A 26,956-nucleotide genomic window follows, 5' to 3' on the forward strand; every position below is an offset into this window, starting at 1 on the left:
GCTCGTGGCGGTGGACGGCCCGTCGGGTTCGGGGAAGTCCACCTTCGCGGACCTCCTCCGCGCGCGGCTGACGGCGCGTGGGGTGACCACGGCGGTGGTCGGCACGGACGACTTCGCCACCTGGGACGACCCGGTGGCGTGGTGGCCGCGCCTGGACGAGGGCGTGCTCACCCCGCTCGCCGGGGGACGGCCCGGTGGCTACCGCCGCATCGAGTGGAGCGCGGGCGAGCCGGGGCCCGGCGCGTGGGTGCGGGTACCGGTGCCAAGGGTGCTCGTGATCGAGGGCTTCTCGTCCGGCCGGGCCCGTATCCGGCCGCGCCTGTCGGCGCTGTGCTGGGTGGCCGACCCCGATCCGGTGTCCCGACTGGAGCGTGCGGTGGCGCGCGATGGCGAGGACACCCGGCCGCACCTGACGGCGTGGCAACGGTTCGAGCGCGGCTGGTACGCGGTGGACCTGACCGGTACGCACGCGACCCAGCGCGTCGCCACCACCGACATCACCACAGTCGTCACACGATCGGACCAGAAGAGCTCATCCGGGCGTCAGAATCACTACTGAGTGTCTTCGCCGCCCGCCGTTTTCGATCACATCGGGCGATGTCGTGTCAGGATCGTAATTTCCGGGGGTTAAGTAAACGGCCGATAACCGCTAGGGTCCCGACATCCGCCGCGTCCGGACAGGGCGTGGGTTCGAACCGATGTTCGCTCAAGAGGTGTCAACATGCATCAGTTGCGGGTGGGCCGATGGCGCCGCGCAGCCCTGACCGGGCTCGCGGGTGCGCTCGCGTTCTCCATGGCCGCGTGTGCCGAGTCCGACCGGGGGTCCGGTGAGGGTGGCGACACGTTCGTCTTCGGTGCCGCGGGCGCCCCGGCGAACTTCGACCCGTTCTACGCCTCCGACGGCGAGACGTTCCGCGTGACGCGGCAGATGTACGAGAACCTGGTCGGCATCAAGCCGGGCACCGCCGAGCTGGAGCCCGAGCTGGCCAAGGAGTGGCAGGCCACCAACGAGGAGGGCACGAACTGGGAGTTCACCCTCCAGGAGGGCGTGACCTTCCACGACGGCACGCCGTTCAACGGTCAGGCGGTCTGCGACAACTTCGAGCGCATGTACAACCAGACCGGGGCGGGCGCCTCCGCGGCGCTGTCGTACTACTGGATCAACAACTTCGGCGGGTTCGCCGAGGACGACAAGGACTCGCTGTACAAGTCCTGCACCGCGACCGGTGAGCACACCGTCGAGCTGGAGCTGACCCGCTTCACCGCCGACTTCCCGACGATGCTCAGCCAGGACGCCTTCGCCATGCAGAGCCCGACGGCGATGGACGAGCACAAGGCCAACGACGTCACGGCCCAGGGCGACAGCTTCGTCTTCTCGGAGTACGCGCAGAAGCACCCGACCGGGACCGGGCCGTTCACCTTCGGTTCGTGGGACGAGGCCAACGGCACGATCACGCTGAACCGCAACGACGAGTACTGGGGCGAGTCCGCCAAGGTGGACGAACTCATCTTCCGCGTGATCCCGGACGAGACCGCCCGCAGGCAGGCGCTGGAGGCCGGCGACATCGACGGCTACGACCTGCCCTCGCCCGCGGACTGGGCCGCGCTGAAGGAAGCGGGTTTCGACGTCAAGATCCGCGACCCGTTCAACATCCTGTACCTGGGCATCACCCAGAAGAACAACCCGGCGCTGCAGGACCTGAAGGTGCGCAAGGCCCTGGCCCACGCCCTCGACCGGCACAACCTGGTCAGCTCGATCATGCCGGAGAACTCCGAGGTCGCCAAGCAGATGTATCCGGACTCGGTGGACGGCTACGCCGGGGACGTCCAGGAGTACCCGCACGACCCGGCCAAGGCCAAGCAGCTGCTGGCCGAGGCGGGCCACGAGGACCTGACGGTCGAGTTCTGGTGGCCGACCCAGGTCACCCGGCCGTACATGCCGAACCCGGAGGCCGTCTACGGCGCGCTCCGCCAGGACCTCGAAGAGGCCGGCATCACCGTCGAGGCGGTCAGCAAGCCGTGGACCGGCGGCTACATCGACGACGTCGAGGAATCCCGGGCGCAGCTGTTCCTGCTGGGCTGGACCGGTGACTACAACTCGCCGAACAACTTCCTCGGCAGCTTCTTCAACGACCCGGAGGGGCAGTTCCACACCGCCTCGTCGCCGTGGGGTGAGCAGCTCGCCCAGGAACTCCAGGACGCGAACTCCATCGTGGACGACGCCGAACGGAAGGCGGCGTACCAGGAGCTCAACCGGAAGCTGATGTCGGAGTACCTGCCGGCGATCCCGCTGTCGCACTCCCCGCCCGCCATCGTGGTGGCGCCCGAGGTCGAGGGGCTGGTGCCCAGCCCGTTGACCAAGGAGGAGTTCGCCACGGTCAGCCTCGGCTCGGAGTAAGAACCGACACGTGCTCCGTTACACCGTCCGACGGGTACTGCAACTCGTACTCGTCATGTTCGTCCTGTCCGTCCTGCTCTTCGCGTGGCTGCGGGCACTCCCGGGAGGGCCCGTCTCGGCGCTCCTCGGGAACCGCGGTACCGCGGAGAGCAGGGCGGAGCTGCGCCAGACCCTCGGGCTCGACGAGCCGATCATCGTGCAGTACTTCGCCTTCCTCGGGCGGGCACTGACCGGTGACTTCGGCACCTCGACGGGCGTCTCGCCCGGCAAGCCCGCCTCGGAACTGTTCCTCGAACGGTTCCCCGCCACCGTCGAGCTGAGTCTCGCGGCGATCCTCATCGCGCTGGTCACCGCGATCCCGCTCGGCTACCTCGCCGCGCGCAGGCGCGGCGGGTGGCTGGACAACCTGGGCATCATGGGCTCGCTGGTCGGAATCTCCATCCCGATCTTCTTCCTGGCGTTCCTGCTGAAGTACGTGCTCTCGATCGAGCTCGGGATCCTGCCCACCGGTGGCAGGCAGAGCGTGGGACTCGACGCCACCCGGGTGACCGGGTTCTTCGTGCTCGATGGTCTGCTGACCCGGGAGTGGGACGCCGCGCTCGACGCGCTGGTACACCTGCTGCTGCCCGCGGCGGCGTTGTCCTCGATCCCATTCGCGGTGATCTTCCGGATCACCCGCGCGTCCGTGCTGGACGTGCTGGACGAGGACTACGTGCGTACCGCCCGCTCGAAGGGGCTGGCGAGCCGGGTGATCCGGGACCGGCACATCATGCGCAACGCGATGCTGCCCGTGGTCACCACCATCGGCCTGCAGACCGGTGCGCTGTTGTCGGGAGCGGTGCTCACCGAGACCGTGTTCGCCTGGCACGGCATCGGCGAGGCGCTGGCGCTCGGATTCGAACGCAAGGACTTCCCCGTGCTGCAAGTGGTCATCATCGCCGCGGCGTCGGCGTACGTGCTGGTCAACCTCGTGGTCGACCTCTCGTACGCGCTGATCGACCCGCGGATCCGGTCGGCACAGAAGGTGGGGTCGTAGCTCATGGCCTCGTCCCGTGCCACGAAGATCGACCGGCTCGCCGAGACGGCGGGCCGGTCCCCGACGGGCGGCACCGGCTCCGGGGTGGAGCCGGACCCGTCCGGCGGCGTCGAGGGCGTGAGCCTGGCTGTCTCGGCCTGGCGTCGGCTGCGGCGCAACCCGTTGTTCCTGGTCGGTGCGACGATCATCGGCCTGTTCGTGCTGCTGGCGCTGCTGGCGCCGTTGCTGGCCCAGCACGACCCGGGCCTGCGGATGCTGGAGGAACAGGTCTCCAACGCCCGCAACGAGATCCCACCGCCGCAGCCGGGGCACCCGCTCGGCGGCGACCAGTACGGCCGGGACCTGTTGTCCCGGGTGCTGCTCGGCTCGCAGCAGACGTTGATGGTGGCGCTGCTGGCCACGATCATCGGTCTGGGCGGCGGCCTGGTGCTCGGCACCCTCGCGGGCGCGTTCGGCGGCTGGGTGGACACGTTCGTCATGCGCGTGGTCGACGTCATGCTGTCGATCCCGTCGCTGCTGCTGGCGGTGTCCATCGGGGCGTTGTTCGCGCAGCAGACCCAGTTCTCGGTGATCCTGGCCGTCGCGATCGTGCAGATACCGATCTTCGCGCGGTTGCTGCGCGGCACGATGCTCAGTGTCCGGGAGAGCGACCACGTGCTCGCCGCGCGGGCGCTCGGGGTGAAACGCGGTGCCATCGTGTTCCGGCACATCCTGCCGAACTCGCTGGGCCCGGTGATCGTGCAGTCCACCCTGGTGCTGGCCATCGCCATCCTGGACGCCGCCGCGCTGTCGTTCCTCGGCCTCGGTGCGGCGGACGACTCGATACCCGAATGGGGACAGATGCTCGGCAACGCGCAGGACTACTTCGACTCGCAGCCACACCTGGCGTTCTGGCCCGCGGCCTGCATCATCGTGGTCGCCCTCGGGTTCACGCTCGTCGGCGAGTCGCTGCGGGAAGCGCTCGACCCACGGCAGAGGCGGTGACCGGCGATGGCACTGCTCGAAGTCCGTGACCTGTCGGTCACCTTCCACCGCAAGGGCGAGCCGTCCACGACCGCCGTGGACTCGATCAGCTTCGACGTCGAGCCCGGCCGCACGGTCGGGCTGGTCGGCGAGTCCGGGTGCGGCAAGTCGGTCACCTCGCTGGCGCTGATGGGTCTGTTGCCGTCGGCGGGGGCGGAGATCAGCGGATCGGCCCGGTTCGCGGGTGAGGAACTGCTCGGCCTCTCCGCGAAGGAGATGGACACCCGGCGCGGGCGCGACCTCGGCATGGTGTTCCAGGACCCGCTGTCCTCGCTGAACCCGGTCGTGGAGATCGGGGTGCAGCTCACCGAGGTGCTGCTGCGGCACCGGGACCTGACCCGGAAGCAGGCGAAGGCGGAGGCCGTCGAGCTGCTGGGCCGGGTCGGCATCCCGGACCCGAAGCGCCGGGTGCGGGAGTACCCGCACCAGCTCTCCGGCGGGATGCGGCAGCGGGTGCTCATCGCGATCGCGCTGGCGTGTGCCCCGAAGCTGCTCATCGCCGACGAGCCGACCACGGCGCTGGACGTCACCATCCAGGCGCAGATCCTGCGGCTGCTGCGGGACCTGGTGGCCGAGACCGACACCGCGCTCATCATGATCACGCACGACCTCGGCGTCGTGGCGGGCCTGTGCGACGAGGTCAACGTGATGTACGGCGGGCGGATCGTCGAACGCGCGCAGCGGCACGCGTTGTTCGCCGAGCCGCGCCACCCGTACACCCACGGGCTGCTGGCCTCGATCCCGCGGTTGACCGCGCCGCGCGGGGAGAAGCTCGTGCCGGTGAAGGGGTCGGTGGCCGACAACATCCCCTGGTCCCGGGGCTGCGCGTTCGCACCGCGGTGCCCGAACGCCGTCGATGCCTGCTGGACCGACGCGCCGGAGCTGACCGACGACCGGGGTGGGATGCTGCGGTGCCACAATCCGGTCGGAACCGGGGCCGCCGTGGCGGAGGGAGCACGATGACGACGGAATCCACGACCCCGGACCGCGCCCCGGCCTCGCCGTCCGATGTGGACGAGGTTGGGGAGCTGCTCGCGCTGGACGACGTGACGGTGCACTTCCCGATCAAGAGCGGGGTGGTGTTCGACCGCACCGTCGGCCACGTCTACGCCGTGGACGGGGTGAGCCTGCGGGTCAACCGGGGCGAGACCTACGGTCTGGTCGGCGAGTCCGGCTGCGGCAAGACCACCCTCGGCCGGGCGCTGCTGCGCCTGATCGAGCCGAGCGGCGGCCGCATCACCTTCGACGGCGACGACCTCTCCGCCCTGAAGGGGGAGTCGCTGCGGCGCACCCGCAAACGGATGCAGATGGTGTTCCAGGACCCGCTGTCCAGTCTGGACCCTCGGCAGTCGGTGGAGTCGCTGCTGATCGAGGGGATGCGGGCGCACGGGCTGGACACCGACCGGGAGTCCACCCGGCAGCGGCTGGTCGAGCTGTTGGACGCGGTCGGGTTGCCGCGCACCGCGTTGCGCAAGTATCCCCACGAGTTCTCCGGCGGTCAGCGGCAGCGCATCGGCATCGCGCGGGCGCTGGCGCTGCGGCCGGATCTGATCGTGGCCGACGAGCCGGTGTCGGCGCTGGACGTGTCGGTGCAGGCCCAGGTGCTCAACCTGCTGGAGGAGCTGCAGGAGGAGTTCGGCCTGACCTACGTCGTCATCGCGCACGACCTGGCCGTGGTGCGGCACATCTCCGACCGCATCGGCGTGATGTACCTGGGCGCGCTGGTGGAGGAGGCCGACGCGGACGCGCTCTACGCCGAGCCGCGGCACCCCTACACGAAGGCGCTGCTCTCGGCGGTGCCGGTGCCGGACCCGACGGTGGAGGACACCCGGGAGCAGATTTTGCTCACCGGCGACCTGCCGTCGCCGTCCGACCCGCCGAGCGGCTGCCGGTTCCACACCCGCTGCCCGTGGCGGCAGGAGACGCTGTGCGACACCGACCGCCCGGAGTTGCGGGACCTGGGCGACGGCCACCGCGTGGCCTGCCACTACGCAGAGGACATCCTGGCCGGACGACTGTCCCCACGCTCCTCGGACCCCGCCTCCGCACCGTCCTGACCGGCCCCGCGCGCCGAGCACCGCCCGGATCTCGTCGAGCTGGACCTGGAGATGGCGGGGACGGACGGGCTGGCCGCCGCCGAGACGATCGGGGCGGAGTCGGACGTCCCCGTCGTGATCGTCACCCGGCACGCCCGGCACGGGGTGACGCCCTCCCTCCGCGAGTCGCCACCCCATGCCCGCGAGTCGACGTGCCATGCACACGAGTCGACGTTCCATGTGGGGGAGCACGGCTGGTACGGCCGTCGGTCGAGACGTCCGGCCCGCATGCTGTCGATCATGCCGAGCGGATGCCGACCGCGTGCCCGGATGCCGGAGCACGGCGGCGCCGTGGTCGCCGGCGAGACCTCTCACCTCCTGGCGGACAGGCACGAGTCGCCGCGCTGTGCCGGGCTGCGCTCCCGCCGCGCCACGGCGGCGGCGACCGTGCCGATGGTCAGCGCGACGCCGAAGGACAGCAGCAGGCTCACGTGGGGTTGCCGCACGAGCTCGCCCCCGAGGTAGCCGAGGCCCGCGGCGTAGGTGGACCAGAGCAGCACGCCGATCCCGGACGCGGTCAGAAACCCCGACCGGGACCAGCGCAGCGACCCGGCCACCAGCGAGCCCGCGGTGCCGCCCGCGGGCAGCCACCGGGCGAGGACGAGCGCGGTGACGCCGCGGCGGTCGAGCTGGTCGCCGATCCAGCGGGTGCTCTCCTCCACGGACGGGCGTCCCCGCAGCCGGTCGAGCACCCGGGACACACCGTGCCGCCCCAGGCCGTACAGCGCGAGGTCGTTGACCAGACAGCCCGCGGCCCCGACGCCGATGACCGGCACGAGTGACACGTCCCCCTGTGTGGCGGCGAAGCCCATGCCGATCAGCGCCACCTCGGTCGGCGCGAGCGGGATCGCCGCGACGACGAAGAGGCCGAACAGCGAAGCGGTCGAGAGGTCCACACGACCACTCAACGCGCCCGAAGCTGAGAACTATTCAGCACTCGCCCGGTCGTAACCGCACCGTTGCCATATCGTGAGTTGACGTGAAGGGCACGTTTCCTGCGTCGAGGGCGGTGAGGGGCACTTTCCCTGCATCACGCGCAGGGAAAGTGCCCCTCACGCCACACCCCGGGGGGACGGCCTCAGCGGTGGGCGCGGTTCACGGCCGAGACGACGGCGCGCAGGGACGCCGTGACGATCGACGGGTCGATGCCCACACCCCAGTACACCCGGTCCTCGACGGCGCACTCGATGTACGAGGCGGCCCGGGCGTCGTCACCGGGGCTGAGGGTGTGTTCGCTGTAGTCCAGCAGCCGCAGGTCGTAGCCCACGGTCGCCAGCGCGTCGAAGAACGCGGCGATCGGCCCGTTCCCGCTGCCGACGACCTCCTGCTCCTCGCCGTCCAGCCGGATCGTGGCGGTGAGCTGGTAGAGACCACTGTCGTCCGCCCGGACGTGCTGGCTGATCAGCTCCAGCGGGGTGCGCGGCCGCAGGTACTCCTCGGCGAAGGCCGCCCACATCGTGTCCGGGTCCACCTCGCCGCCGCCGGCGTCGGTGTGCTTCTGGATCACCTGGGAGAACTCGATCTGCAGCCTGCGTGGCAGGTCGAGCTGGTGTTCGGTGCGCATCACGTAGGCGATGCCGCCCTTGCCGGACTGCGAGTTGACCCGGATGACCGCCTCGTAGGTGCGGCCGACGTCCTTCGGGTCGATCGGCAGGTAGGGCACCTCCCACGGGAACCGCTCCAGCGGCACGCCCTGCTTGTCGGCCGCCTTGCGCAGGGCGTCGAAGCCCTTGTTGATCGCGTCCTGGTGGCTGCCGGAGAACGCGGTGAACACCAGGTCGCCGGCCCACGGGCTGCGCTCGTGCACCGGCAGCTGGTTGCAGTACTCGACGGTGCGCTTGATCTCGTCCAGGTCGGAGAAGTCGATCTGCGGGTCGATGCCCTGGCTGAACAGGTTCATCCCCAGGGCGACCAGGTCGACGTTGCCGGTGCGCTCGCCGTTGCCGAACAGGCAGCCCTCGATCCGGTCACCGCCCGCCTGGTAACCCAGTTCGGCGGCCGCGATGCCGGTGCCCCGGTCGTTGTGCGGGTGCAGCGACAGGATCACCCCGTCCCGCCGTTCGAGGTTGCGGCTCATCCACTCGATCGAGTCGGCGTAGACGTTCGGCGTGGCCATCTCCACGGTGGCGGGCAGGTTCAGGATCACCGGCCGCTGCGGCGTGGGCTGCCAGATGTCGGTGACCGCGTTGCACACCTCGGCCGCGTAGGACAGCTCCGTGCCGGTGTAGGACTCGGGGGAGTACTGGAACCGGAACTCGGTGTCGGAGTACTTCGCCGCGTACTCGGCGGCCAGTTCGGCGCCCTGGGTGGCGATCTTCTTGATCCCCTCGCGCTCCTCGCGGAACACCACCCGACGTTGCAGGATCGATGTGGAGTTGTAGATGTGCACGATCGCCCGCGGGGCGCCCTCCAGCGCCGCGAAGGTGCGCTCGATCAGCTCGGGGCGGCACTGGGTCAGCACCTGGATGTGCACGTCCTCCGGGATCGCGTCCTCTTCGATGATCTCGCGGACGAAGTCGTAGTCGGTCTGGCTCGCGGCGGGGAAGCCGACCTCGATCTCCTTGTAGCCCATACGCACGAGCAGGTCGAAGAACGTGCGCTTGCGGGCGGGTGACATCGGGTCGATCAGCGCCTGGTTGCCGTCGCGCAGGTCGACCGCGCACCACAGCGGCGCGGTCCCGATGCGGGTGTCCGGCCAGGTGCGGTCGGGCAGCCGGATGTCCTCCACCAGCCGGTACCACGGTTGGTACCGGTCGTAGGGCATCGTGCTGCCCTTCTGCCTGTTCCAGGGCGGCTGACCCTCGGGGGTCGGACGGGACGGCGTTCGGATGCGGCTCGCGGATCCGGCGCCGGAGACGCTGCCGGGGGAGGTGTCGAAACCGGGTGCGTCGGACGTCCGGAAATCGGAAGTGCTCATGATGGCTGCAAAGCTCCTGCTGCTTGGTCGGTTCGGGCACGATCGACGGCCGGCGCTGCGGCGTGTGAGAACACCGGCGAACCCCGCGACGGGGAGCCGGTCCGAATCAGGCCCCGTCGCGGCAGCGAAGCAGGAGGAGCGAGAGCGCCACGGACGTCAGCCTAACGCCGGTCCGGCCGCGGACGGAACCCCGGGGGTCGTTGTGGAACCGTTATGCGCGGTCCCACCGTGGGGCTACTGGCGCGTAGCCAGGGCGGGGTCGGCGTGCGAAAATCCCGGCATGGGTGAACATCACGCCGAGGGCAGGGACACCACGGCCGACACGACGCGCGCCATGCCCGCCTCGTCGGCGGGCCCCGACGGCCGGCCCCCCGAGGGGGAGGCCGAGTCCGGACCGCGTCCGAAGCGCCGGACCGACTGGCACGCCGCCCGGGACCGGGGCGTCGAGCTCCTCGCCACCCTCGTCCGGTGGGTGGGGCTCGCCTTCGCCGTCGTACTCGTGCTCCACGTCGTGTTCGTCGTCGGCGAGGCGAACCCGGACAACGGCATCGTGTCGTTCGTCGCCGACGCCGCGGAGCGGCTCGCACTGGGCTTCGAGGACATGTTCGTCCCGGACGACCCGCAGCTCGCGGTGCTGCTCAACCACGGCCTCGCGGCGGTGTTCTGGCTGGTCGCCTCGTCCCTGGTCACCCGCATCATCCGGCTCGTCGGCGGCGCCGGCCGCAGCTGAGCGGCGCCGCCCGCCCGGGGTGGTCGCCGTGAAGGCCCCCTTGCCCGCATCGGGTGCCGTGAAGGACTCCTTCCCTGCGCCACACGCAGCGAAGGAGTCCTTCACGGCAACCACCGGGTGACCCCGTCGGGTCAGGACGGGAAGACGGGGGTGTCCCAGGTGTCGGTGAAGGCGAATTCCGCGAGGGGGAGGCGTTCGCGCGGGGCCGTCTCCCGGCTGATGTCGCGGTCGTCGGCCAGCACGTCGGCGTCGGTGGCCACGCCCACCGCGATCGCCGCGAGCGGCTCGAACCCGTCCGGCAACGCGAACTCCCGGCGGACGGTGTCCCGGTCGAACCCGGCCATCTGGTGCACCGCCAGCCCGTCGGCGACAGCCTGCAGGGCCAGGTTCTCGGTGGACAGGCCCACGCCGTACTCGGGGTAGGGCACGTCGCCCTTCTCGTTGCGCATCCGCGCGCACGCCACCATGAGCACACTCGCGCGGTGCGCCCACGACTGGTTGCGCTCGGTGAGCGCCCCGAGGATGCCGCGGAAGGTGTCGTCGCCACGCATCCCCACGAGGTAGCGGGCGGGCTGGCTGTTGCCGCACGATGGCGCCCAGCGCGCGGCCTCCAGCAGGGCGCGCACCCGCGACGGGTCGACCGTCGCCTCGGCGTCGAACGCCCGCGGGCTCCACCGCCGGGCGATCAGTTCGTGTACGGGCACACTGGTGTCGGCGTCCTTGTCACTCATCGCCGTCCAGAGTAGGCGGGCACGCCCTTCCCCGGCCGGGTGATGCCGCGGCCCGGGGCCGGAAGGATTCCGGTACCGGCGGGCGCGGGGCCGAAGTCCGCCCGGCGGGGCCACCCGCCGCACGAAATCGCACGTCGTCAGTGGTCGGTGCCACAAAGCCGGGTATCCGTCCCGCGTCGCCCCGGTACCCTGGAGCGGCGAAACGATCCGTAGCGCCGCGAGCCGAGACCGGATCGGCGTGGCAGGCGTGCAGCGAGGAGGAGCGAGGCAGTGGCGCTCGTAGTCCAGAAGTACGGTGGTTCGTCGCTGGAGAGCGCCGACCGCATCAAGCGCGTCGCGGAACGGATCGTGGCCACCCGGAAGGCCGGCAACGACGTGGTCGTCGTGTGCTCGGCGATGGGCGACACCACCGACGAGTTGTTGGATCTCGCCGAGCAGGTGAATCCCGTCCCGCCGGAGCGGGAGATGGACATGCTGCTCACCGCGGGGGAACGGATCTCCAACGCCCTGGTCGCGATGGCGATCTCCGCGCAGGGTGCCGAGGCGTGGTCGTTCACCGGCTCCCAGGCCGGGGTGGTGACCACCTCGGTGCACGGCAACGCCCGCATCATCGACGTCACCCCGTCGCGGGTCACCGAGGCGCTCGAACAGGGCTACATCGCCCTCGTGGCCGGGTTCCAGGGTGTCGCCCAGGACACGAAGGACATCACCACGCTCGGCCGCGGCGGATCCGACACCACGGCGGTCGCCCTGGCCGCGGCGCTGAACGCCGACGTGTGCGAGATCTACTCCGACGTGGACGGGGTCTACACCTCCGACCCGCGGATCGTCCCGGACGCCCGCAGGCTGGACACGGTCCCGTACGAGGAGATGCTGGAGCTCGCCGCGAGTGGTTCGAAGATCCTGCACCTGCGCTCGGTCGAGTACGCCCGCCGGTACGGCGTGCCGATCCGGGTCCGCTCGTCCTACAGTGACAAGCCGGGCACGACCGTGACCGGTTCGATTGAGGAGATCCCCGTGGAACAAGCGTTGATCACCGGCGTCGCCCACGACCGGTCCGAGGCCAAGATCACCGTGACCGGCGTGCCCGACCACGCCGGCGCGGCGGCCCGGATCTTCCGGGCGGTGGCCGACGCGGAGATCGACATCGACATGGTGCTGCAGAACATCTCCAACACGGCGGGCCGCACCGACGTCACCTTCACGCTGTCCAAGGCCAACGGCCCGAACGCGGTCAGCGAGCTGGAGAAGATCAAGTCGGAGCTCGACTTCTCGGCGGTGGTCTACGACGACCACGTCGGCAAGGTCTCGCTCGTCGGCGCGGGGATGCGCTCGCACCCCGGGGTGACCGCGTCGTTCTGTGAGGCGCTGGCCGAGGCGGGAGTGAACATCGAGATCATCAACACCTCGGAGATCCGCATCTCGGTGCTGATCCGGGACGCGCAGGTGGACGACGCCGTGCGCGCGATCCACGAGGCTTTCGAACTCGGCAGCGACGAAGAGGCTGTCGTCTACGCGGGGAGTGGTCGCTGATGGCCGAGGGCGCGACAGCACGGAATTCGACAGCGCAGAACGCGGCAGCGGGCAGTGGCGGGACCGGCCTGCGGGTCGGCGTCGTCGGTGCCACCGGCCAGGTGGGCGCGGTGATGCGCAGGCTGCTGGCCGAGCGGAACTTCCCGGTCGCCGAGATGCGGTACTTCGCGTCGTCGCGCTCGGCGGGCAGCACCCTGCCGTTCAACGGCGGGGACGTCGTGGTGGAGGACGTCGCCACCGCGGATCCGTCCGGGCTGGACATCGCGCTGTTCTCGGCGGGCGGTGCGACGTCGAAGGCGCAGGCGCCCCGGTTCGCCGAGGCGGGCGTGACGGTGATCGACAATTCCTCGGCCTGGCGGCTGGACCCGGACGTGCCGCTGGTGGTGAGCGAGGTCAACCCGCAGGCGGTGAAGGACGCCCGTAAGGGGATCATCGCCAACCCGAACTGCACCACCATGGCGGCGATGCCGGTGCTCAAGCCGCTGCACGACGAGGCGGGCCTGGTGCGGCTCGTGGCCAGCACCTACCAGGCGGTCTCCGGCAGCGGCCTGGCCGGGGTGGAGGAGCTCGCCGAGCAGGTGCGGGCCGCGGGCGACCGCGCCATCGACCTCACCCACGACGGCGCGGCGGTCGACCTCGGCGAGCCCGCCAAGTACGCACGGCCGATCGCCTACAACGCGCTGCCCATGGCCGGGTCCGTGGTGGACGACGGGACGAACGAGACCGACGAGGAACAGAAGCTCCGCAACGAGAGCCGCAAGATCCTCGACATCCCCGAGCTGCGGGTGTCCGGCACCTGCGTACGGATCCCGGTGTTCACCGGGCACGCGCTCTCGATCAACGCCGAGTTCGCGCGGCCGCTGTCGGCCGAGCGGGCGAGCAGCCTGCTGGCCACCGCCCCGGGCGTGCGGATGTCCGACATCCCGACGCCGCTGGAGGCCGCGGGCACCGACCCGAGCCACGTGGGCCGGATCCGGGTGGACCCGGGCGTCGACGACGGGCGCGGACTGGCCCTGTTCGTCACCGGGGACAACCTCCGCAAGGGTGCGGCGCTGAACACGGTGCAGATCGCCGAACTGATCGCCGAGGCCGACTGAGGCACCGCGCAGGCGGACACGGTCGGCGGTGCGTCCGGGGTCACCCGATGGGGCCGGGCGCGGACGCCCGCGGCGTGGTGTCCCGGTCGTCGATGGCCCGGGACACCGCACGGACGGCCGTGCGGAGGGTGTCGCCGTAGGGCCCGCCGGGGAGCGCGGAGAGGCGCTGTTCGGCGCGGTGGATGTGCTCGGCGGCGGCCCGGAACGCACCCAGCCGACGGAGGTTGTCGGCGAGGTTGAGGTGCGCTGTCCGCCGCCGTGGCCGACCGTCCGGGGGCCACGCGCCCGGCTGCGCTGGGCGGAGCTACCCCCGACCGGGCCGACGCCGGTACGGTCGTCGTCATGAGGATCTCTGGTGTCCGGGTCGCGTCGGCGGCGGCCGTGTTGTCGGTGGTGGCGCTCACCGCGGGGTGCGGCGAGGTGGGGGAGACGATCGAGCAGGTGGACGGTGCCACCGACAAGGCGAGTGCGTGCAGCGAGGCGCTCGGCATCGTCGATCTGAATCCGAATCTCGATCCGGAGCAGGCCGCGGCGAAGGCCGGCGAGAAGGCCGAGCAGCTGCGTCAGCTGGGCAACGAGGTCGCCGACCAGAGCGTGCAGGAGTCGCTGTTCCGGTTGGCCGACGGGTACGTGGAGCTGGAGCAGCGCAAGGCCGACGGGCTGGACAACTTCAACCAGTGGTTGCAGCGGAACCTGACACAGCTCGACCAGCTCCGGCAGGCGTGCTTCTGAGCCGGCGGCGCCCCGGCCGGGGTCGTCCCGGCACCAGCAGCAGCCCGCCGACCGCGGCGAGGGTGAGCCCGCCGAGCCCGGAGGCGGCGAAGCCCCACGCCGGGCCGGCGTGATCGAGCACCCACCCGACGACGGGGCTGCCCAGCGCCAGTCCCATCCGGGTCGCCGAGTCCTGGACGCCCATCGCCTCGCCGCGCACGGTGTGCGGGACCAGCCTGCTCACCGACTCCGTGGTGGCGGCGAGCGTGGGGGCGCACGCCAGGTTCGACGGGATCAGCGCGAGCGCGAGCACCCACCACGGTCCGCTCACCAGGCCGACCGGGAGCACCAGCACCGCCAGCGCGACCATGAGCACCGGTTGCGGCAGCGAACGCGACACCGCTCCGTGCACGAGTCCACCCGCGAGTGACGCCGCGCACATCACCGCGATGACCACGCCGGTCCAGGCCACCTCGCCCGACTCGCGCAGGGCGGCGACGGTGGCGAGTTCGGTACCGACGAGCACGAACAACGCGCCCATCGCCACCAGCAGCGTCGCCACGAGCGGCCTGCGGACCCACGTCCGCAGCGCGGGTCGTGCGCCGGTGCCCGGGCCGCTCTCCTCCGGGGTGCGGACGGGCGGGTCGAGCCACATCAGGACGGCCGCGGGTGCGGCGAAGGCGAGGCCGATCACGGTGAGCGTGGCCGTGGACGAGACCTGCGTCGTGAGCGCGATCGCGGCCACCGGGCCGGTCATGTAGGTCAGCTCCAGCGACATCATGTCCAGCGAGAAGGCCGTGCGCCGCTGCCGTTCGGGAACGAGCGCGGTGAGCACCTGGCGGGCCACCGACCCCGCGGGGACCACCAGCGCCCCGGCGGGCAGGGCGGCGACGAGCAGGACCCCGTAGGGCAGGTGCCCGGCGGCGGTCCAGAACACCCCGGACACCGTCCCGCACACCGCGAGCACCGGGCGCAGGCCGTGCCGGTCGATCATCCGGCCGAGCAGCGGGGCCGCCAGCGCGGTCCCGGCCATCGTGGCGGTCCCGACCAGTCCCGCGGCCCCGTAGCCGCGGCCGAGATCGCCGACCACGTGCAGGGTGAGGGTGATCCCGGTCGCCGTCATCGGCAGCCGCGCGGCGAACATGAGCAGCATCGACGTCGTCACGCCCGGAATCCGGAGTACGGGGAGGTAGGACTTCAGCGCCACCTCCCGGACACAACCCGAACCTGGTACGGCCGTGCAAGCCATTTCCCGTGACGATCACCCGACAGAGGGTGTTTTCTTGACTGATTCCAGAAAGCTCGGCATGCTGGGGACGTCATGCCTCACCGGGAAAGCCCAGTACGGGACCACCTCAGGGCGGCCGGCCTGCGCGTCACCGCGCCCCGGCTGGCCGTGCTCGAGTGGCTCTCCGAACACCCGCACGCGACGGCCGACCAGGTGGCCGCGGGAGTGCGCGACGCACTCGGATCCGTCTCCACGCAGGCGGTCTACGACGTGCTCGGAGCCTGTACGCACGCCGAACTGGTGAGGCGGATCGAACCGGCCGGGCATCCCGCCCGGTTCGAGACACGAACCGGGGACAACCACCACCACCTCGTCTGCCGCCGGTGCGGGCACGCCGAGGACGTCGACTGCGTCCGCGGTGCGGCGCCCTGCCTGCGGCCGTCCCACCTCGGCGGTTTCGCGGTCGAGGAGGCGGAGGTCGTCTTCTGGGGACTGTGCCCCGCCTGTCAGCAGGCCCCGTCGGCCGAATCCGGCCGTTGAGCAGGATTTGCGACCCCTGAGCACAACCGACCCCTGAGCACAACACCGACCCGCAAGTCGTACGACGAGGAGGCATCGGCGTGACCAAGCCGACCACCAACAACGTCGGTATCCCGGTGGGCAGCGACAACGACTCGCTCACCGCGGGCACCAACGGCCCGATCCTGCTCCAGGATCACTACCTGATCGAGAAGAACGCCCAGTTCAACCGCGAGCGTGTGCCCGAGCGTGTGGTGCACGCCAAGGGCGGCGGCGCCTTCGGCGTGCTCGAGGTCACCGAGGACGTCAGCCAGTACACCAAGGCCGCGCTGTTCCAGCCCGGTGCGCGGACCGAGAGTCTCATCCGGTTCTCCACCGTCGCGGGCGAGCTCGGGTCCCCCGACACCTGGCGCGACCCCCGCGGCTTCGCCGTGAAGTTCTACACCAGCCAGGGCAACTACGACCTGGTCGGCAACAACACGCCGGTGTTCTTCATCCGGGACCCGATCAAGTTCCCGGACTTCATCCACTCGCAGAAGCGCCGCGCGGACAACAACCTGCGGGACCACGACATGCAGTGGGACTTCTGGACCCTGCGTCCGGAGTCCGCCCACCAGGTGACCTGGCTGATGGGCGACCGGGGCCTGCCGAAGACCTGGCGGCACATGAACGGCTACGGTTCGCACACCTACCTGTGGGAGAACGCCCAGGGCGAGAAGTTCTGGGTGAAGTACCACTTCAAGACCGACCAGGGCATCGACCACCTCACCCAGGACGAGGCCGACCGGCTGGCCGGTGCGGACTCGGACCACCACATCCGGGATCTGTGGAATGCCATCGAGCAGGGTGACTACCCGAGCTGGACGCTGTACGTCCAGGTGATGCCGTACGCCGACGCGGCGACCTACCGGTTCAACCCGTTCGACCTGACGAAGGTGTGGCCGCACAGCGACTACCCGCTGATCAAGGTCGGGAAGTACACGCTGAACCGGAACCCGGAGAACTACTTCGCCGAGATCGAGCAGGCCTCGTTCGAGCCGTCGAACCTGGTGCCGGGCATCGGGCCGTCGCCGGACAAGATGCTGCAGGGGCGGCTGTTCGCCTACGCGGACGCCCATCGCTACCGCATCGGCGCGAACTACACCCAGCTGCCGGTGAACGCGGCGAAGTCCGAGGTGAACTCGTACTCCAAGGACGGCCAGATGCGCTACCGCAACACCGGCGACCCGGTGTACGTGCCGAACACCATGGGCGGCGCGCACGCCGACCCGGAGCTGGCCTCGGAGACCACCGCGACCTACGGCATCGATGACGAGGTCGTGCGCTCGGCGTACACCCTGCACGCCGAGGACGACGACTTCGGCCAGGCGGGCACGCTGGTGCGTGAGGTGATGAACGACGAGGAGCGCGAGCGTCTCGCGAACAACATCATCGGCCACGCGAGCAAGGGCGTGTCCGAGCCGGTGCTGGAGCGGGTCTTCGAGTACTGGCGCAACGTCGACAAGGACCTCGGCGACCTCGTCGCCGCAGCCTTCGGCAAGTGAGCTGACCCCTCCGCACCCGTCCGCGCGGCAGATGTTGCCGTGAAGGCCCCCTTCCCTGCACGTGACGCAGGGAAGGGGGCCTTCACGGCGTTGAACGCAGGCAGGGGGTCCTTCACGCCACACCCATGCGGAGGGCGCCGGCGGCCTCCGCGGTGGCCTCGGTGAAGCGCCTGCCGACGCCGAGGAAGTTGGCGTAGCCGTGGATGAGGTCGGACTGGCGGCTCAGCGAGACGGGCACGCCCGCCTGCCGCAGCTTCGTGGCGTAGGCCTCCCCCTCGTCGCGCAGCGGGTCGAAACCCGCCGTGGCGAGGTAGGCGGGCGGCAGCCCGGTGAGGTCGTCGGCGAGCAGCGGCGACAACGTCGGATCGGACCGGTCCACCCCTTCGGGGGCGTAGTGGTCCACGAACCAGGTCATCTCCTCGTCGGTGAGGAAGAACCCGTCGGCGAACAGGTCCCGGGAACGCCGGCGTACCGTCGCGTCCACGGCCGGGTACAGCAGCAGTTGGAAGGCGGGCGCGGGGCCGCCCCGGCGGGTGGTCACGAGTGCGGTGACCGCGGCCAGGTTGCCGCCCGCACTGTCCCCGCCGACCGCGATCCGGTCCGGGTCGGCGCCGAGATCGCCCGCCTTGGCGTGGGCGAAGTCGAACGCGGTCAGCGCGTCCTCCTGCGCGGCCGGGAAGGGGTGCTCGGGCGCGAGCCGGTACTCCACCGACAGCACCCGGACCTGCGCGTGTTTCGCGAGGAAACGTGCGGTGTTGTCGTGGCTGGCGCGGCTGCCGACGACCCAGCCGCCGCCGTGGTAGAAGACCAGCAGCCCCGGTCCGGGGTCCCGCGGGGTGTACAGCGTCGCGGGCAGCTCGCCGTGCTCCGCGGGGATCGGGACCTCCCGGGTGTCGACCGGCTGGATCGCCGGACCGCTGACCAGGTGCCGGGAGGCGTCCAGTGCCGCGCGGGACTCCGCGACGGAACCGTTGGTCAGCCCGTCCCCGGACAACTGTTGCAGGCGGAGCAGCAGGTGTGCGTCCAGTGCGAGTTCCTGGCCGTCCCTGCGGACGGGCCTGCCCGCGAGTGCCCGGCGCAGGGGGCGGGGCAGGGCGTAGAGCAGCTGGGCCGCGGCGGCCTGAACGCGAACCGTCATCGATGGCGCCATGGGTCCCCTTCGTCCGAACGATCGGTCCGACTGAGGCTACTCGCCGGTAGAGCAGGTGTCACCGGCCTTGTACCGGACCGGGTGAGCGCGGAGGGTGCTCCGTGGTGACTGTGACACAGGTCGTCACGACAGAAGTAGTCCTCGACCTGACTCGAGCGTTTAGCCTCGGGAGCGTGACTGCGACACGTGCGATCAAGGTGCTCGGTATCGGGGGATCCCTGCGGGACGGTTCACAGTCCGAGCGGGCGTTGCGCATCGCCCTGGCCGGTGCGCAGGCCGCGGGGGCCACGACCAGGGCGGTCACCGGGAGCGCGCTCACGCTGCCGTTCTACGACGCCGCGCTCGACCAGCGTTCGCCGGAGGCCACCGCACTCGTCGAGGCGGTGCGCGAGGCCGACGGGCTCGTCGTCGTCTCACCCGGCTACCACGGCGCACTCTCCGGCCTGGTCAAGAACGCGCTCGACTACGTGGAGGACCTGCGCTCGGACGCCCGCCCGTACCTCGACGGCCGTGGGGTCGGGCTCGTCGCGGTGGCGCACGGGTGGCAGGCGGCCGTCACCACGCTGGACCAGCTCCGCACGATCGCGCACGCCCTGCGCGGCTGGCCCACCCCGCTCGGTGGTGCCGTGAACTCGGCCGAGGTGAAGTTCGACGAGGGGGGCAGCGCCTCCGACGAGAAGGTCGTGGGCACTCTCCAGCTGATCGGCCGGCAGGTCGCCGAGTTCGCCCTCGCCCGTGCGGGTGGTGTTTGACCGTTCACGCTGACGGGTAATGCCTCGGGTGGACCGAGCTCGCCGTGCGGCGAGGAGTCACGCACCACCGAGGAGGAGCACGATGGCGAATTCGCCCATCACGAGCCCGCTCAAGGACAGTGACAAGGAACTGACGGCGAGCGCCCTGCAGACGACCGTCGTCGACCTGGTGGACCTCTCACTGATCGCGAAGCAGGCGCACTGGAACGTCGTCGGCAAGAACTTCCGCAGCGTGCACCTCCAGCTCGACGAGCTGACCACGCTCGCGCGGGGCTACACCGACAGCGCCGCCGAACGGGCCAACGCCATCGGGGTCTCCCCGAACGCCAAGGCGAGGACCGTCTCGGAGAACTCCGGCCTCCCCGAGTACCCGGACAACTGGCAGAGCACCGACCAGACGGTGGACAAGATCGTCGAGATCCTCAGCGTGCTCATCCAGCGGATGCGGGTCCGGGTCGACGAGACCGACAAGAGCGACCTCGTCACCCAGGACCTGCTGATCGAGATCACCCAGGAACTGGAGAAGCAGCACTGGATGTGGCAGGCGCAGCAGGCCTGACCACCGCCGTCCCCGGTTGTGTCGTGAGGGGCACTTTCCCTGCGTCGGGTGCAGGGAAAGTGACCCTCACTGCGCTGAGCGCAGGGAAGGTGCCCTTCACGGTCACCCCGGTCGTGGTCAGGTCGTCAGGTCGAGCTTGCGCATCGCGAAGTGGACCTCGGTGGCGACCTGGGTGATCGTTTCGGCGGTGACCAGGGAGCCGTGGCCCGCGTCGTAGCGGTAGAACTCGTAGTCGATGCCCTGCGCGGCCAGCCGGTTCAGGTAGTTCTCGATTTGCCGGATCGGGCAGCGCGGGTCGTTGTCCCCGGCCAGCACGAGCACCGGCGCCCGCACCGCGTCCACGTAGGTCAGCGGTGAGCACCGCTCGTAGACGTCCGGGACGTCGGTGGGTGCGCCGCCGAACAACGCGCGGTCGAACGCCCGCAGCGGCTCCATCTCGTCCTCGTAGGCGGCCACGTAGTCCGCCACCGGGACCCCGGCCACGCCGGCGGCCCACCGCTGCGGCTGGGTGCCCAGCGCCAGCAGGGTGAGGTAGCCGCCCCACGAGGCTCCCGCCACGACGCACCGGTCCGGATCGGCGAGCCCGTCGGCGACCGCCCGCTCGTGGACGGCGGCGACGTCCTCCAGCTCGGTCAGGCCCGGACGCCCCTCGATCGAGTCCCGCCACGCGGAGCCGTAGCCGGTGGAACCCCGGTAGTTCACCTCCACCACGGCGAAGCCCGCGTCCAGCCAGACCGCGCGGTAGGCGGAGAAGCGGTCCTCGTCGGCCGCGTGCGGCCCGCCGTGCAGGTTGAACACCGTGGGCACCGGCCCGTCCGGGGCGAGCGCCGGGTCCGGCCGGGACACCAGCGCGTGGATCCGCCCGCCGGGCCCGTCCACGAAGAGGTCCGACACCGGCAACGACCCCGGTGGGCGCTCGCCCGGAGGGGTCAACAGCACGCGGTCGGTGCCGTCCGCCTCCCGCGCGCGGACCAGCGGCGGTTGCGCCGCGTCGGACCACGCGTACTCCACGGACCCGTCCGGCCGGGCACCCGCGCCGCCGATCCGGCCGGAGGGGGTGTCCAGCGAGGTCAACGACCCGCTCGCCAACTCGTACCGGTACAGCTCGCTGCGTCCCCGGTGGAAGTGCGCGATGAGCAGGGCCTCGGCGTCGAGGTACCAGTCACCGACGACCTCGCCGGGAAGGTCCAGCTCGATCTCGGTCTCGGTGTCCGACTCGACGTCCCAGATCAGCAGTTCCTCCCGGCCCCGGCGCTCGTGCTGGACCAGCAGTCGGGGGTCGCCCCGGAGGGGGGAGAACGCGAGCGCGGCCAGGCCCTTGCCCGCGCCGTCCCACTTCTCGGCGACGGTGCGGAAATCGCTCCCGTCCGCACAGGCCAGGACCCGCACCGCTGGGTGGCGGGAGTCGCCGTGTTCGGAGTGCCCGATCGCCAGCAGCCGCTCGTCCCGGGACAGTGCCGACACGTCCGCGTCCTGCTCGTGACTGTAGAAGCGGGTGGTGGTGCCGTCCCAGTGCGCGTAGAGGTCGCTGCCGTCGTCGGTGGACATGCCGAGCGCGATCAGCTCGTGCCCGAGGGCAAGGCCCGCCGGGTAGCCGTTGCCGAGGTCGGGGAACACGGTGGTCGCGGTGGTCCCCGTGGCCGGGCCCGTGGCCCCGGGCGCGCCCCCGTCCGTGCCCGCACCGGCGCTCTCCGGCGCGGCCGTGAACGACTCGCGTACCCACGCGCCGAACTCGTCGCCGTCGGTGTCGTTGAACCACCAGATCCAGCGACCGTCCGGCGTGACCGTGGCGTGCAGGGTGCCGTTCGGCCGGTCGGTGACCTGCCGGTGGGTGCCTGCGGTCCGGTCCCAGGCGTAGACCTCCCACACGCCGCCGGCGTTGGAGACGTAGATGTTGCGGTCCGGGGCGTCCAGCGCCCAGTCCGGCACCGACACCCGCGCCGCGTCGAACCGTGCCCGCCAGCGGGCCTCCCGTTCCGGGTCGGTCAGGAGCCGGTCGGGAACCCGGGCGTGCGGATGTTGTGTGCTCACGCCCGTGATCCTGCCAGGTCCGTAGGGTTGACGGTGTGTCGGAGGGTCACGCGGGGTTCGTGCTGCCGTTGCTGCGGCCGGGGATGTGGGTGCTCGACGTCGGCTGCGGCGCCGCGGTGAACACGCTGAGTATCGGCACGGCCGCGCATCCGATCCACGTGCTGGGGTTCGACCGTGACGCGGGCAGCGTGGTGGCGGCCCACCGCGCGGCCCGGCACGCGGCCGTGCGCACCGTCGACTTCGCGGTCGCGCTCGCCCGCGCACTGCCGTTGCCGTCCGGGTGTGCGGACGTCGTGTTCGCGCACGGTTTGCTCGCCGACGAGCCGGACCAGGCGGCGGTGCTCACCGAGTTCTCCCGGGTTCTGCGGCCCGGTGGGACGCTGGCCCTGTCCACGCCGGACTGGAGCCGGGTGCGGCTGCGGCCGCACACGGCCAACGTCGACGCGGCGTTGCGGGGCTGGCAGCTGTTGCGGCGCCGGGCCGGGGCGGACCCGTACGCCGGGAGGCGGGTGGACGACCGGGTGCGCAGGGCCGGGTTCCGCGAGGTACGGTCCCGGACCCGGCATCTGGCCGATTACGACTACCGGCAACTCGCCCGCGACGTCGAAGCGGAGCTGGCCGGGGCGGTCCGGACCGACGACGGGATCGTGGACCAGCAGCTCGCCAGTGCGGCCCGCTCGGCGTGGATGTGGGTGCGGGGCGGGCCCGGTGACGTCAGCCGCTGCTGGGTGGAGACCCTCGCCGTGCGGTGAGTCACGATCGGTCGCGTGCTTCCCGGCCGCCTGCGACGGCGGAATGGCACGACGGAGAACACCCGGCCGAACGACGAAGAGGGCCCCTGCCCGGTCGCCCGGGCAGGGGCCCTCTCGCTACGTCGGGGTGGCGGGATTTGAACCCACGACCTCCTCGACCCGAACGAGGCACGCTACCAACCTGCGCCACACCCCGATGTATTCCTCAGCGGGTCGACACCCAGTCTAACGGACGTTGCTGGCGGCTCGACGCGGGGCCGGGTTTTGTGCGGTGTGCGGTGTCGCACCCCTCGGGACCAGCGTCAACAGGCTCGCCTCCGGGGGGCAGGCGAACCGGGCGGGCGCGTACGGCGAGGTGCCGAGCCCGGCGGAGACGTGCAGCCACATGTGCGCGCCCCACCGCGAGGCGCCGCGGGCGCGCGAGCGGTCGAGGTCGCAGTTCGTCACCAGTGCGCCGAACCCCGGCACCCGCAGTTGCCCGCCGTGGGTGTGGCCGGCCAGCACCAGGTCGTAGCCGTCGGCTGCGAACGGGTCCAGCACGCGGGGCTCGGGCGAGTGGGTCACCCCGAGCCGCAACGCGGGCGCGTCCCCGGGTGTGCCGCTCACGTCGGAGTAGCGGTCGCGGTCCAGGTGCGCGTCGTCCACGCCGGTGGCGACCACGGTCTGCCCCGCCACGGTCAACGTCCGGCGCACGTGGGTGAGGTCGTGCCACCCGTGTTCGACGAACGCCGCCCGCAGGTCGCGCCAGGGCAGTTGCGGCCCGTGGACGCGCGTGCGGCGCCCCTTCGGCATCAGGTACCGCGCCGGGTTCTTGGGCTTCGGGGCGTAGTAGTCGTTGCTGCCGAACACGAACAGGCCCGGCCGGTCGAGCAGGGGAGCCAGCGCCCGCAGCACGGCGGGCACGGCGCGCGGGTGGGAGAGGTTGTCCCCGGTGTTCACCACCAGATCCGGTTCCAACCGGCCCAGCTCGGCCACCCAGCGTTGTTTGGCCTCGTGGCCCGGAAGCATGTGCAGATCGGAGATGTGCAGGACACGCAGCGGTCGCGCGCCCTCGGCCAGTACCGGAAGGTCCGCGGTCCGCAGGGTGAACCGCCGTCGCTCGACCCCGACGGCGTACCCGAGAGTCGCAGCGGCCGTGACCGCTGTCCCCGTCACGAGGCGTTTCATCATCATCCTTGGGGAGACGTGTGTCACCGACAGTACGTCCGCGAGGGACGGTTGGTTGCCTTCCCAGGGCAGACTACCGAACCGGGTGACAGCTGTTCACCCAGTTCGGTGACGGCTCGGTGGAGGCGGCCGGTTATCGGATGTCCGCGTACCTCGGGTGCGGCTCCGGCAACGGTGCCGCCGGCTCACCCTCCAGCGCGGGCTGCACGGCACGGAACCAGGTACGGGCCGGTGTCTTCCCGCCGAACATGTTGCCGCTGCCCGGACTGACGGCGGTGACGTTGCCGGGCCCCCCGTCGAGCAGACCGCCGTAAGGCCGGGTGGGCCGGAAGACCATGGCCGCACCCGCGATCTGCGGGGTGGCGCCGATGAACGCGGCCGAGCCACTCTCCTGGGTCGTCCCGGTCTTGCCGATCATCGGACGGTCCCAGCCGGCGCTCTCGGCGGCCGCGTGCGCGGTGCCTCCGGCCGCGGTGTCCTTGCTCAGTCCCACGGCGAGGCTGTCGGCGAGCCCTTCGGGCACGGCCTGTTCGCACGACTGTTCCTCGATGGGCTGTGCGGCGCCGTCGCGGTCGGAGATCTCCAGGATCGGGGTCGGCGGGCACCAGACCCCGCCGCTCATGATGGTGGCGGCCACGTTCCCCAGCTCCAGACCACTCGTCGGACTCACCCCGAGGGTGAAGGAACCCTCACCGGGATCGTTGGCCTCCGGACCGAAGAATTGTTTCTGACTCTGGTTGTACTGGACGTTGTCGCTGTCCGGGTTGACCTCCCCACCGTTGGCCGTGTTCGACCGCATGGTCTTTCGCAGCCCGAGCTTCTCGGCCATGTTGACGACCGGCCCCATCCCGACCTCCTCTTCGAGGATCACGAAGGCGGTGTTCGGGGATTTGGCCAGTGCGTCCTGCAACGTCATCGACCCGGGATAGTCGCCCGCGTTACGGATGCACCACGCGATACCGGGGCACCCCTCCTGGCCACCGCCGGTGAACACGTGGGAGGTGTAGGAGCCCGGGACCCGGACCTCGTCGAAGATGCCGTAACGGCGCTGTTCCAGCGCCGCCGCGGCGGTGAAGATCTTGTAGCTGGACCCGGTGCCCGTCACGTTCATGATCTCGTAGGGCAGGCCGAGCATGGTCTGGCCCTGGTCCGGATCGGGTCCGTAGTCACGGTTCGCGGCGAGCGAGAGCACCTCGTGCCGATCCTTGCCGGGTTTGACCAGGGAAAGGGTGTTGGCCACGTTGGGCTCGTCCTGATCGACCTCGGCCTTGGCCGCCTGGGCGGCCTGGTGGTTCACCTCGGCGTCCAGGGTGGTGCGGATGGTGTAGCCGCCGGTGAGCAGGTCGTCCTGCTGCATCCCGTGCTCGTAGAGGTACTCGATCACGTACTGGCAGAAGAAGCCGCTCTCGGCGCCGGTGCAGTTGGCGGCGGCCTTGTCCGGACCGTCGGGCAGCACACCGAGCGGCTCCTTCTTGATGCGTTCGGCGTCCTCCCGCGCGAGTTTCTGGTTGCCCACCATCGTGTCGAGCACGATGTTGCGGCGCTTCTTCGCGCCCTCCGGGTTGTTCCACGGGTCGAGCACCGCGGGGTTGTTCACCGCGCCGGCGAGCAGCGCCGCCTGCGGAACGGTCAGTTCCGCCGCCGTGGTGCCGAAATACGCCTTCGCGGCCGCGCCGACGCCGAAGATCTCCCGGGAGAACTCGATGATGTTGAGGTAACCGGCGAGAATCTCCGGCTTGGACATCTTGGTCTCGAGCTGCATCGCGATGCGCGCCTCCTTCAGCTTGCGCGCGATCGAGACCTCCTGGGCCTTCTGCTGGCCCAGCTCGTCGTTGCGATAGGTGACGTTGATCAGATAGTTCTTCACGTACTGCTGGGTCAACGTCGAGGCGCCCTGGGTGTCGCCGCCCGCGGAGTTGCTGATGGCGGCCCGCATGGTGCCCTTCCAGTCCACCCCAGGGTGATCGTAGAAGCGCCGGTCCTCGATGGAGATGATCGCCCATTTCATCGCCTCGGAGATCTCGTCCGGGGCGGTGGGGATGCGGTACTGGTCGTACACCGTCGCGATGCGCTCGCCGTCGCGGTCGGTGATGTTGGTGATCAACGGTGGTGGTTCGTCGGCGAGGTTCGACGACATCGACTCGACCGTGTCGCTGGCCTGGTTCGAGACCACCCCCGCGGCGCCGACGACCGGGAACAGCAGCCCGGCCACGAGGACGCCCGCGAGCAGACACAGCCCCACCATCTTGAACAGCCCGCTCCGGATACCCACACCGGACAGGGTACGCATGCGGGGGTGTGATCGCGGTGACCCGTTCCGGCGGTATCGTCGCCCGCACCGTGACCCGGTGATCACCCGCCGGATCGACCGGCCGGTCGGCCGGGTCGCGGTGGCCGAAGGTCGTTACCGGTCCGATATCTGGTAACACGGCCGATACGGGGTTGGCGGACGGAACCGATGGGTCCTACAGTCCGTCAACAACTCACGTGGGCGGTGCCGGGGAGGCGCCGTCCGGAGGGAACGTGAGCAACGTGAGACCTGCTTGCGGGGGGCGAGGTCGTCTTCGTCGTCATCCGCCTGCCGGTCGTGACAGGTAGGAGCTGGGGGTATGAACACCGAGCACACCGACTGGCGCATCCATGCCTACTGCCGGGACACCGATCCCGACGGCCTGTTCGTCCGCGGGGCCGAACAGAATCGCGCCAAGATGGTCTGCATGGGATGTCCGGTCCGGACCGAGTGCCTCGCCGAGGCGCTCGACAACCGGATCGAGTTCGGCGTCTGGGGTGGTATGACCGAGCGGGAGCGGCGTGCGCTGCTGCGCAGGCGGCCGGGCGTGCCGAGCTGGCGCGCGCTGCTCGAAGCCGCCAAACGGGAGTACGAACCCGCCGAACGGGTCTCCTGACCGCGTCCCGGCGGCGGCATCCGACGTGGTGCGGGCCGCCGGGGTGCGTCCACGGACGGCACGGGCGGTGTGCGGG

General features: G+C 70.8%; 24 protein-coding genes and 1 tRNA gene. 16 read left to right on the forward strand and 9 right to left on the reverse strand.

Features of this window, described 5'->3' with window-relative positions; genetic code table 11:
- The 6 genes from SACPADRAFT_RS28840 to SACPADRAFT_RS0219500 form a co-directional block, all read left to right on the forward strand.
- A partial coding sequence (locus SACPADRAFT_RS28840; protein ID WP_007023603.1) for a uridine kinase family protein occupies positions 1-559 on the forward strand: 559 nt, incomplete at its 5' end.
- Positions 560-721: 162 nt separating this feature from the next.
- Positions 722-2,398 carry an ABC transporter substrate-binding protein gene (locus SACPADRAFT_RS0219480; RefSeq protein ID WP_007023604.1) on the forward strand — a complete coding sequence of 559 codons (1,677 nt, stop codon included), beginning with the start codon at positions 722-724 and terminating at the stop codon, positions 2,396-2,398.
- A 10-nt stretch (positions 2,399-2,408) separates the two neighbouring features.
- Entirely contained in the window at positions 2,409-3,434 is a 1,026-nt protein-coding gene (locus SACPADRAFT_RS0219485; RefSeq protein WP_028662605.1) for an ABC transporter permease, read from the forward strand.
- Positions 3,435-3,437: 3 nt separating this feature from the next.
- Positions 3,438-4,418: an ABC transporter permease gene (locus SACPADRAFT_RS0219490; protein ID WP_007023606.1), complete on the forward strand. Its 981-nt coding sequence runs from the start codon at positions 3,438-3,440 to the stop codon at positions 4,416-4,418.
- Positions 4,419-4,424: 6 nt separating this feature from the next.
- Positions 4,425-5,420 (forward strand): ABC transporter ATP-binding protein, encoded by a 996-nt coding sequence (locus SACPADRAFT_RS0219495; RefSeq protein WP_007023607.1) that lies wholly within the window; start codon positions 4,425-4,427, stop codon positions 5,418-5,420.
- Entirely contained in the window at positions 5,417-6,514 is a 1,098-nt protein-coding gene (locus SACPADRAFT_RS0219500) for an ABC transporter ATP-binding protein (protein WP_007023608.1), read from the forward strand. The genes SACPADRAFT_RS0219495 and SACPADRAFT_RS0219500 overlap by 4 nt, the downstream gene beginning before the upstream one ends.
- 350 nt (positions 6,515-6,864) lie before the next feature.
- On the opposite strand, the gene SACPADRAFT_RS0219505 is transcribed toward SACPADRAFT_RS0219500, so the two are convergent.
- Together SACPADRAFT_RS0219505 and leuA are read right to left on the reverse strand one after the other, a co-directional pair.
- Entirely contained in the window at positions 6,865-7,449 is a 585-nt protein-coding gene (locus SACPADRAFT_RS0219505) for a DedA family protein (RefSeq protein ID WP_007023610.1), read from the reverse strand.
- Positions 7,450-7,631: 182 nt separating this feature from the next.
- Positions 7,632-9,470: a 2-isopropylmalate synthase gene (gene leuA, locus SACPADRAFT_RS0219510; protein ID WP_233357219.1), complete on the reverse strand. Its 1,839-nt coding sequence runs from the start codon at positions 9,468-9,470 to the stop codon at positions 7,632-7,634.
- 280 nt (positions 9,471-9,750) lie between these two features.
- On the opposite strand from leuA, the gene SACPADRAFT_RS0219515 reads away from it, so the two are divergent.
- On the forward strand, positions 9,751-10,200 hold the full coding sequence (locus SACPADRAFT_RS0219515) for a hypothetical protein (RefSeq protein ID WP_028662608.1): 450 nt from the start codon (positions 9,751-9,753) through the stop codon (positions 10,198-10,200).
- Between the two features lie 131 nt (positions 10,201-10,331).
- On the opposite strand, the gene SACPADRAFT_RS0219520 is transcribed toward SACPADRAFT_RS0219515, so the two are convergent.
- The gene (locus SACPADRAFT_RS0219520; protein WP_007023613.1) at positions 10,332-10,931 is read right to left on the reverse strand and encodes a nitroreductase family protein; all 600 of its coding nucleotides are present in this window, start codon (positions 10,929-10,931) and stop codon (positions 10,332-10,334) included.
- Positions 10,932-11,201: 270 nt separating this feature from the next.
- On the opposite strand from SACPADRAFT_RS0219520, the gene SACPADRAFT_RS0219525 reads away from it, so the two are divergent.
- From SACPADRAFT_RS0219525 to SACPADRAFT_RS0219540, 3 genes are all read left to right on the forward strand, one after another.
- Positions 11,202-12,464 (forward strand): aspartate kinase, encoded by a 1,263-nt coding sequence (locus SACPADRAFT_RS0219525; RefSeq protein ID WP_007023614.1) that lies wholly within the window; start codon positions 11,202-11,204, stop codon positions 12,462-12,464.
- Positions 12,464-13,561 (forward strand): aspartate-semialdehyde dehydrogenase, encoded by a 1,098-nt coding sequence (locus SACPADRAFT_RS0219530; RefSeq protein WP_007023615.1) that lies wholly within the window; start codon positions 12,464-12,466, stop codon positions 13,559-13,561. The genes SACPADRAFT_RS0219525 and SACPADRAFT_RS0219530 overlap by 1 nt, the downstream gene beginning before the upstream one ends.
- Positions 13,562-13,903: 342 nt before the next feature.
- The gene (locus SACPADRAFT_RS0219540; protein ID WP_007023616.1) at positions 13,904-14,293 is read left to right on the forward strand and encodes a hypothetical protein; all 390 of its coding nucleotides are present in this window, start codon (positions 13,904-13,906) and stop codon (positions 14,291-14,293) included.
- Here the strand turns inward: SACPADRAFT_RS0219540 and SACPADRAFT_RS0219545 are convergent.
- Positions 14,232-15,479: an MFS transporter gene (locus SACPADRAFT_RS0219545; RefSeq protein ID WP_007023617.1), complete on the reverse strand. Its 1,248-nt coding sequence runs from the start codon at positions 15,477-15,479 to the stop codon at positions 14,232-14,234. The genes SACPADRAFT_RS0219540 and SACPADRAFT_RS0219545 overlap by 62 nt on opposite strands.
- A gap of 114 nt (positions 15,480-15,593) precedes the next feature.
- On the opposite strand from SACPADRAFT_RS0219545, the gene SACPADRAFT_RS0219550 reads away from it, so the two are divergent.
- Both SACPADRAFT_RS0219550 and SACPADRAFT_RS0219555 read left to right on the forward strand, forming a co-directional pair.
- Complete coding sequence (locus SACPADRAFT_RS0219550; protein ID WP_007023618.1) at positions 15,594-16,040, forward strand: Fur family transcriptional regulator; 447 nt, start codon at positions 15,594-15,596, stop codon at positions 16,038-16,040.
- 80 nt (positions 16,041-16,120) lie between these two features.
- Complete coding sequence (locus SACPADRAFT_RS0219555) at positions 16,121-17,563, forward strand: catalase (RefSeq protein ID WP_007023619.1); 1,443 nt, start codon at positions 16,121-16,123, stop codon at positions 17,561-17,563.
- A 112-nt stretch (positions 17,564-17,675) separates the two neighbouring features.
- Here the strand turns inward: SACPADRAFT_RS0219555 and SACPADRAFT_RS0219560 are convergent, their stop codons facing one another.
- Positions 17,676-18,701, reverse strand: a complete 1,026-nt coding sequence (locus SACPADRAFT_RS0219560; RefSeq protein ID WP_233357220.1) for an alpha/beta hydrolase — start codon at positions 18,699-18,701, stop codon at positions 17,676-17,678.
- Positions 18,702-18,886: 185 nt separating this feature from the next.
- On the opposite strand from SACPADRAFT_RS0219560, the gene SACPADRAFT_RS0219565 reads away from it, so the two are divergent.
- Together SACPADRAFT_RS0219565 and SACPADRAFT_RS0219570 are read left to right on the forward strand one after the other, a co-directional pair.
- Positions 18,887-19,465 carry an NADPH-dependent FMN reductase gene (locus tag SACPADRAFT_RS0219565; protein ID WP_028662610.1) on the forward strand — a complete coding sequence of 193 codons (579 nt, stop codon included), beginning with the start codon at positions 18,887-18,889 and terminating at the stop codon, positions 19,463-19,465.
- Positions 19,466-19,547: 82 nt separating this feature from the next.
- Positions 19,548-20,024: a Dps family protein gene (locus tag SACPADRAFT_RS0219570; protein WP_007023622.1), complete on the forward strand. Its 477-nt coding sequence runs from the start codon at positions 19,548-19,550 to the stop codon at positions 20,022-20,024.
- A 117-nt stretch (positions 20,025-20,141) separates the two neighbouring features.
- Here SACPADRAFT_RS0219570 and SACPADRAFT_RS0219575 read toward each other — a convergent pair whose 3' ends face one another.
- The gene (locus SACPADRAFT_RS0219575) at positions 20,142-22,055 is read right to left on the reverse strand and encodes a prolyl oligopeptidase family serine peptidase (RefSeq protein ID WP_007023623.1); all 1,914 of its coding nucleotides are present in this window, start codon (positions 22,053-22,055) and stop codon (positions 20,142-20,144) included.
- A 35-nt stretch (positions 22,056-22,090) separates the two neighbouring features.
- Between SACPADRAFT_RS0219575 and SACPADRAFT_RS0219580 the strand changes: the two genes are divergently transcribed.
- Complete coding sequence (locus SACPADRAFT_RS0219580; protein ID WP_007023624.1) at positions 22,091-22,807, forward strand: class I SAM-dependent methyltransferase; 717 nt, start codon at positions 22,091-22,093, stop codon at positions 22,805-22,807.
- Positions 22,808-22,929: 122 nt separating this feature from the next.
- On the opposite strand, the gene SACPADRAFT_RS0219585 is transcribed toward SACPADRAFT_RS0219580, so the two are convergent.
- The 3 genes from SACPADRAFT_RS0219585 to SACPADRAFT_RS0219595 form a co-directional block, all read right to left on the reverse strand.
- Positions 22,930-23,003 (reverse strand) — tRNA-Pro (locus tag SACPADRAFT_RS0219585).
- A 29-nt stretch (positions 23,004-23,032) separates the two neighbouring features.
- On the reverse strand, positions 23,033-23,974 hold the full coding sequence (locus SACPADRAFT_RS0219590) for a metallophosphoesterase (RefSeq protein WP_007023625.1): 942 nt from the start codon (positions 23,972-23,974) through the stop codon (positions 23,033-23,035).
- A 133-nt stretch (positions 23,975-24,107) separates the two neighbouring features.
- Positions 24,108-26,264, reverse strand: coding sequence for a transglycosylase domain-containing protein (locus SACPADRAFT_RS0219595; RefSeq protein ID WP_007023626.1), 2,157 nt, complete (start codon positions 26,262-26,264; stop codon positions 24,108-24,110).
- Positions 26,265-26,583: 319 nt separating this feature from the next.
- On the opposite strand from SACPADRAFT_RS0219595, the gene SACPADRAFT_RS0219605 reads away from it, so the two are divergent.
- The gene (locus SACPADRAFT_RS0219605; RefSeq protein ID WP_007023627.1) at positions 26,584-26,880 is read left to right on the forward strand and encodes a WhiB family transcriptional regulator; all 297 of its coding nucleotides are present in this window, start codon (positions 26,584-26,586) and stop codon (positions 26,878-26,880) included.
- The last annotated feature ends 76 nt before the right edge of the window (positions 26,881-26,956 follow it).

It is taken from the genome of Saccharomonospora iraqiensis subsp. paurometabolica YIM 90007 (assembly GCF_000231035.2).
Taxonomy (GTDB): Bacteria; Actinomycetota; Actinomycetes; order Mycobacteriales; family Pseudonocardiaceae; genus Saccharomonospora; species Saccharomonospora paurometabolica.

Excerpts from the sequence above, each read along its gene's own strand:
- SACPADRAFT_RS0219480 (WP_007023604.1), top strand. The coding sequence starts at position 722 with ATGCATCAGTTGCGGGTGGGCCGATGGCGCCGCGCAGCCCTGACCGGG.
- SACPADRAFT_RS0219490 (WP_007023606.1), top strand. The coding sequence starts at position 3,438 with ATGGCCTCGTCCCGTGCCACGAAGATCGACCGGCTCGCCGAGACGGCG.
- SACPADRAFT_RS0219495 (WP_007023607.1), top strand. The coding sequence starts at position 4,425 with ATGGCACTGCTCGAAGTCCGTGACCTGTCGGTCACCTTCCACCGCAAG.
- SACPADRAFT_RS0219500 (WP_007023608.1), top strand. The coding sequence starts at position 5,417 with ATGACGACGGAATCCACGACCCCGGACCGCGCCCCGGCCTCGCCGTCC.
- leuA (WP_233357219.1), bottom strand. The coding sequence starts at position 9,470 with ATGAGCACTTCCGATTTCCGGACGTCCGACGCACCCGGTTTCGACACC.
- SACPADRAFT_RS0219515 (WP_028662608.1), top strand. The coding sequence starts at position 9,751 with ATGGGTGAACATCACGCCGAGGGCAGGGACACCACGGCCGACACGACG.
- SACPADRAFT_RS0219520 (WP_007023613.1), bottom strand. The coding sequence starts at position 10,931 with ATGAGTGACAAGGACGCCGACACCAGTGTGCCCGTACACGAACTGATC.
- SACPADRAFT_RS0219530 (WP_007023615.1), top strand. The coding sequence starts at position 12,464 with ATGGCCGAGGGCGCGACAGCACGGAATTCGACAGCGCAGAACGCGGCA.
- SACPADRAFT_RS0219540 (WP_007023616.1), top strand. The coding sequence starts at position 13,904 with ATGAGGATCTCTGGTGTCCGGGTCGCGTCGGCGGCGGCCGTGTTGTCG.
- SACPADRAFT_RS0219550 (WP_007023618.1), top strand. The coding sequence starts at position 15,594 with ATGCCTCACCGGGAAAGCCCAGTACGGGACCACCTCAGGGCGGCCGGC.
- SACPADRAFT_RS0219560 (WP_233357220.1), bottom strand. The coding sequence starts at position 18,701 with ATGACGGTTCGCGTTCAGGCCGCCGCGGCCCAGCTGCTCTACGCCCTG.
- SACPADRAFT_RS0219570 (WP_007023622.1), top strand. The coding sequence starts at position 19,548 with ATGGCGAATTCGCCCATCACGAGCCCGCTCAAGGACAGTGACAAGGAA.
- SACPADRAFT_RS0219590 (WP_007023625.1), bottom strand. The coding sequence starts at position 23,974 with ATGAAACGCCTCGTGACGGGGACAGCGGTCACGGCCGCTGCGACTCTC.
- SACPADRAFT_RS0219595 (WP_007023626.1), bottom strand. The coding sequence starts at position 26,264 with ATGCGTACCCTGTCCGGTGTGGGTATCCGGAGCGGGCTGTTCAAGATG.
- SACPADRAFT_RS0219605 (WP_007023627.1), top strand. The coding sequence starts at position 26,584 with ATGAACACCGAGCACACCGACTGGCGCATCCATGCCTACTGCCGGGAC.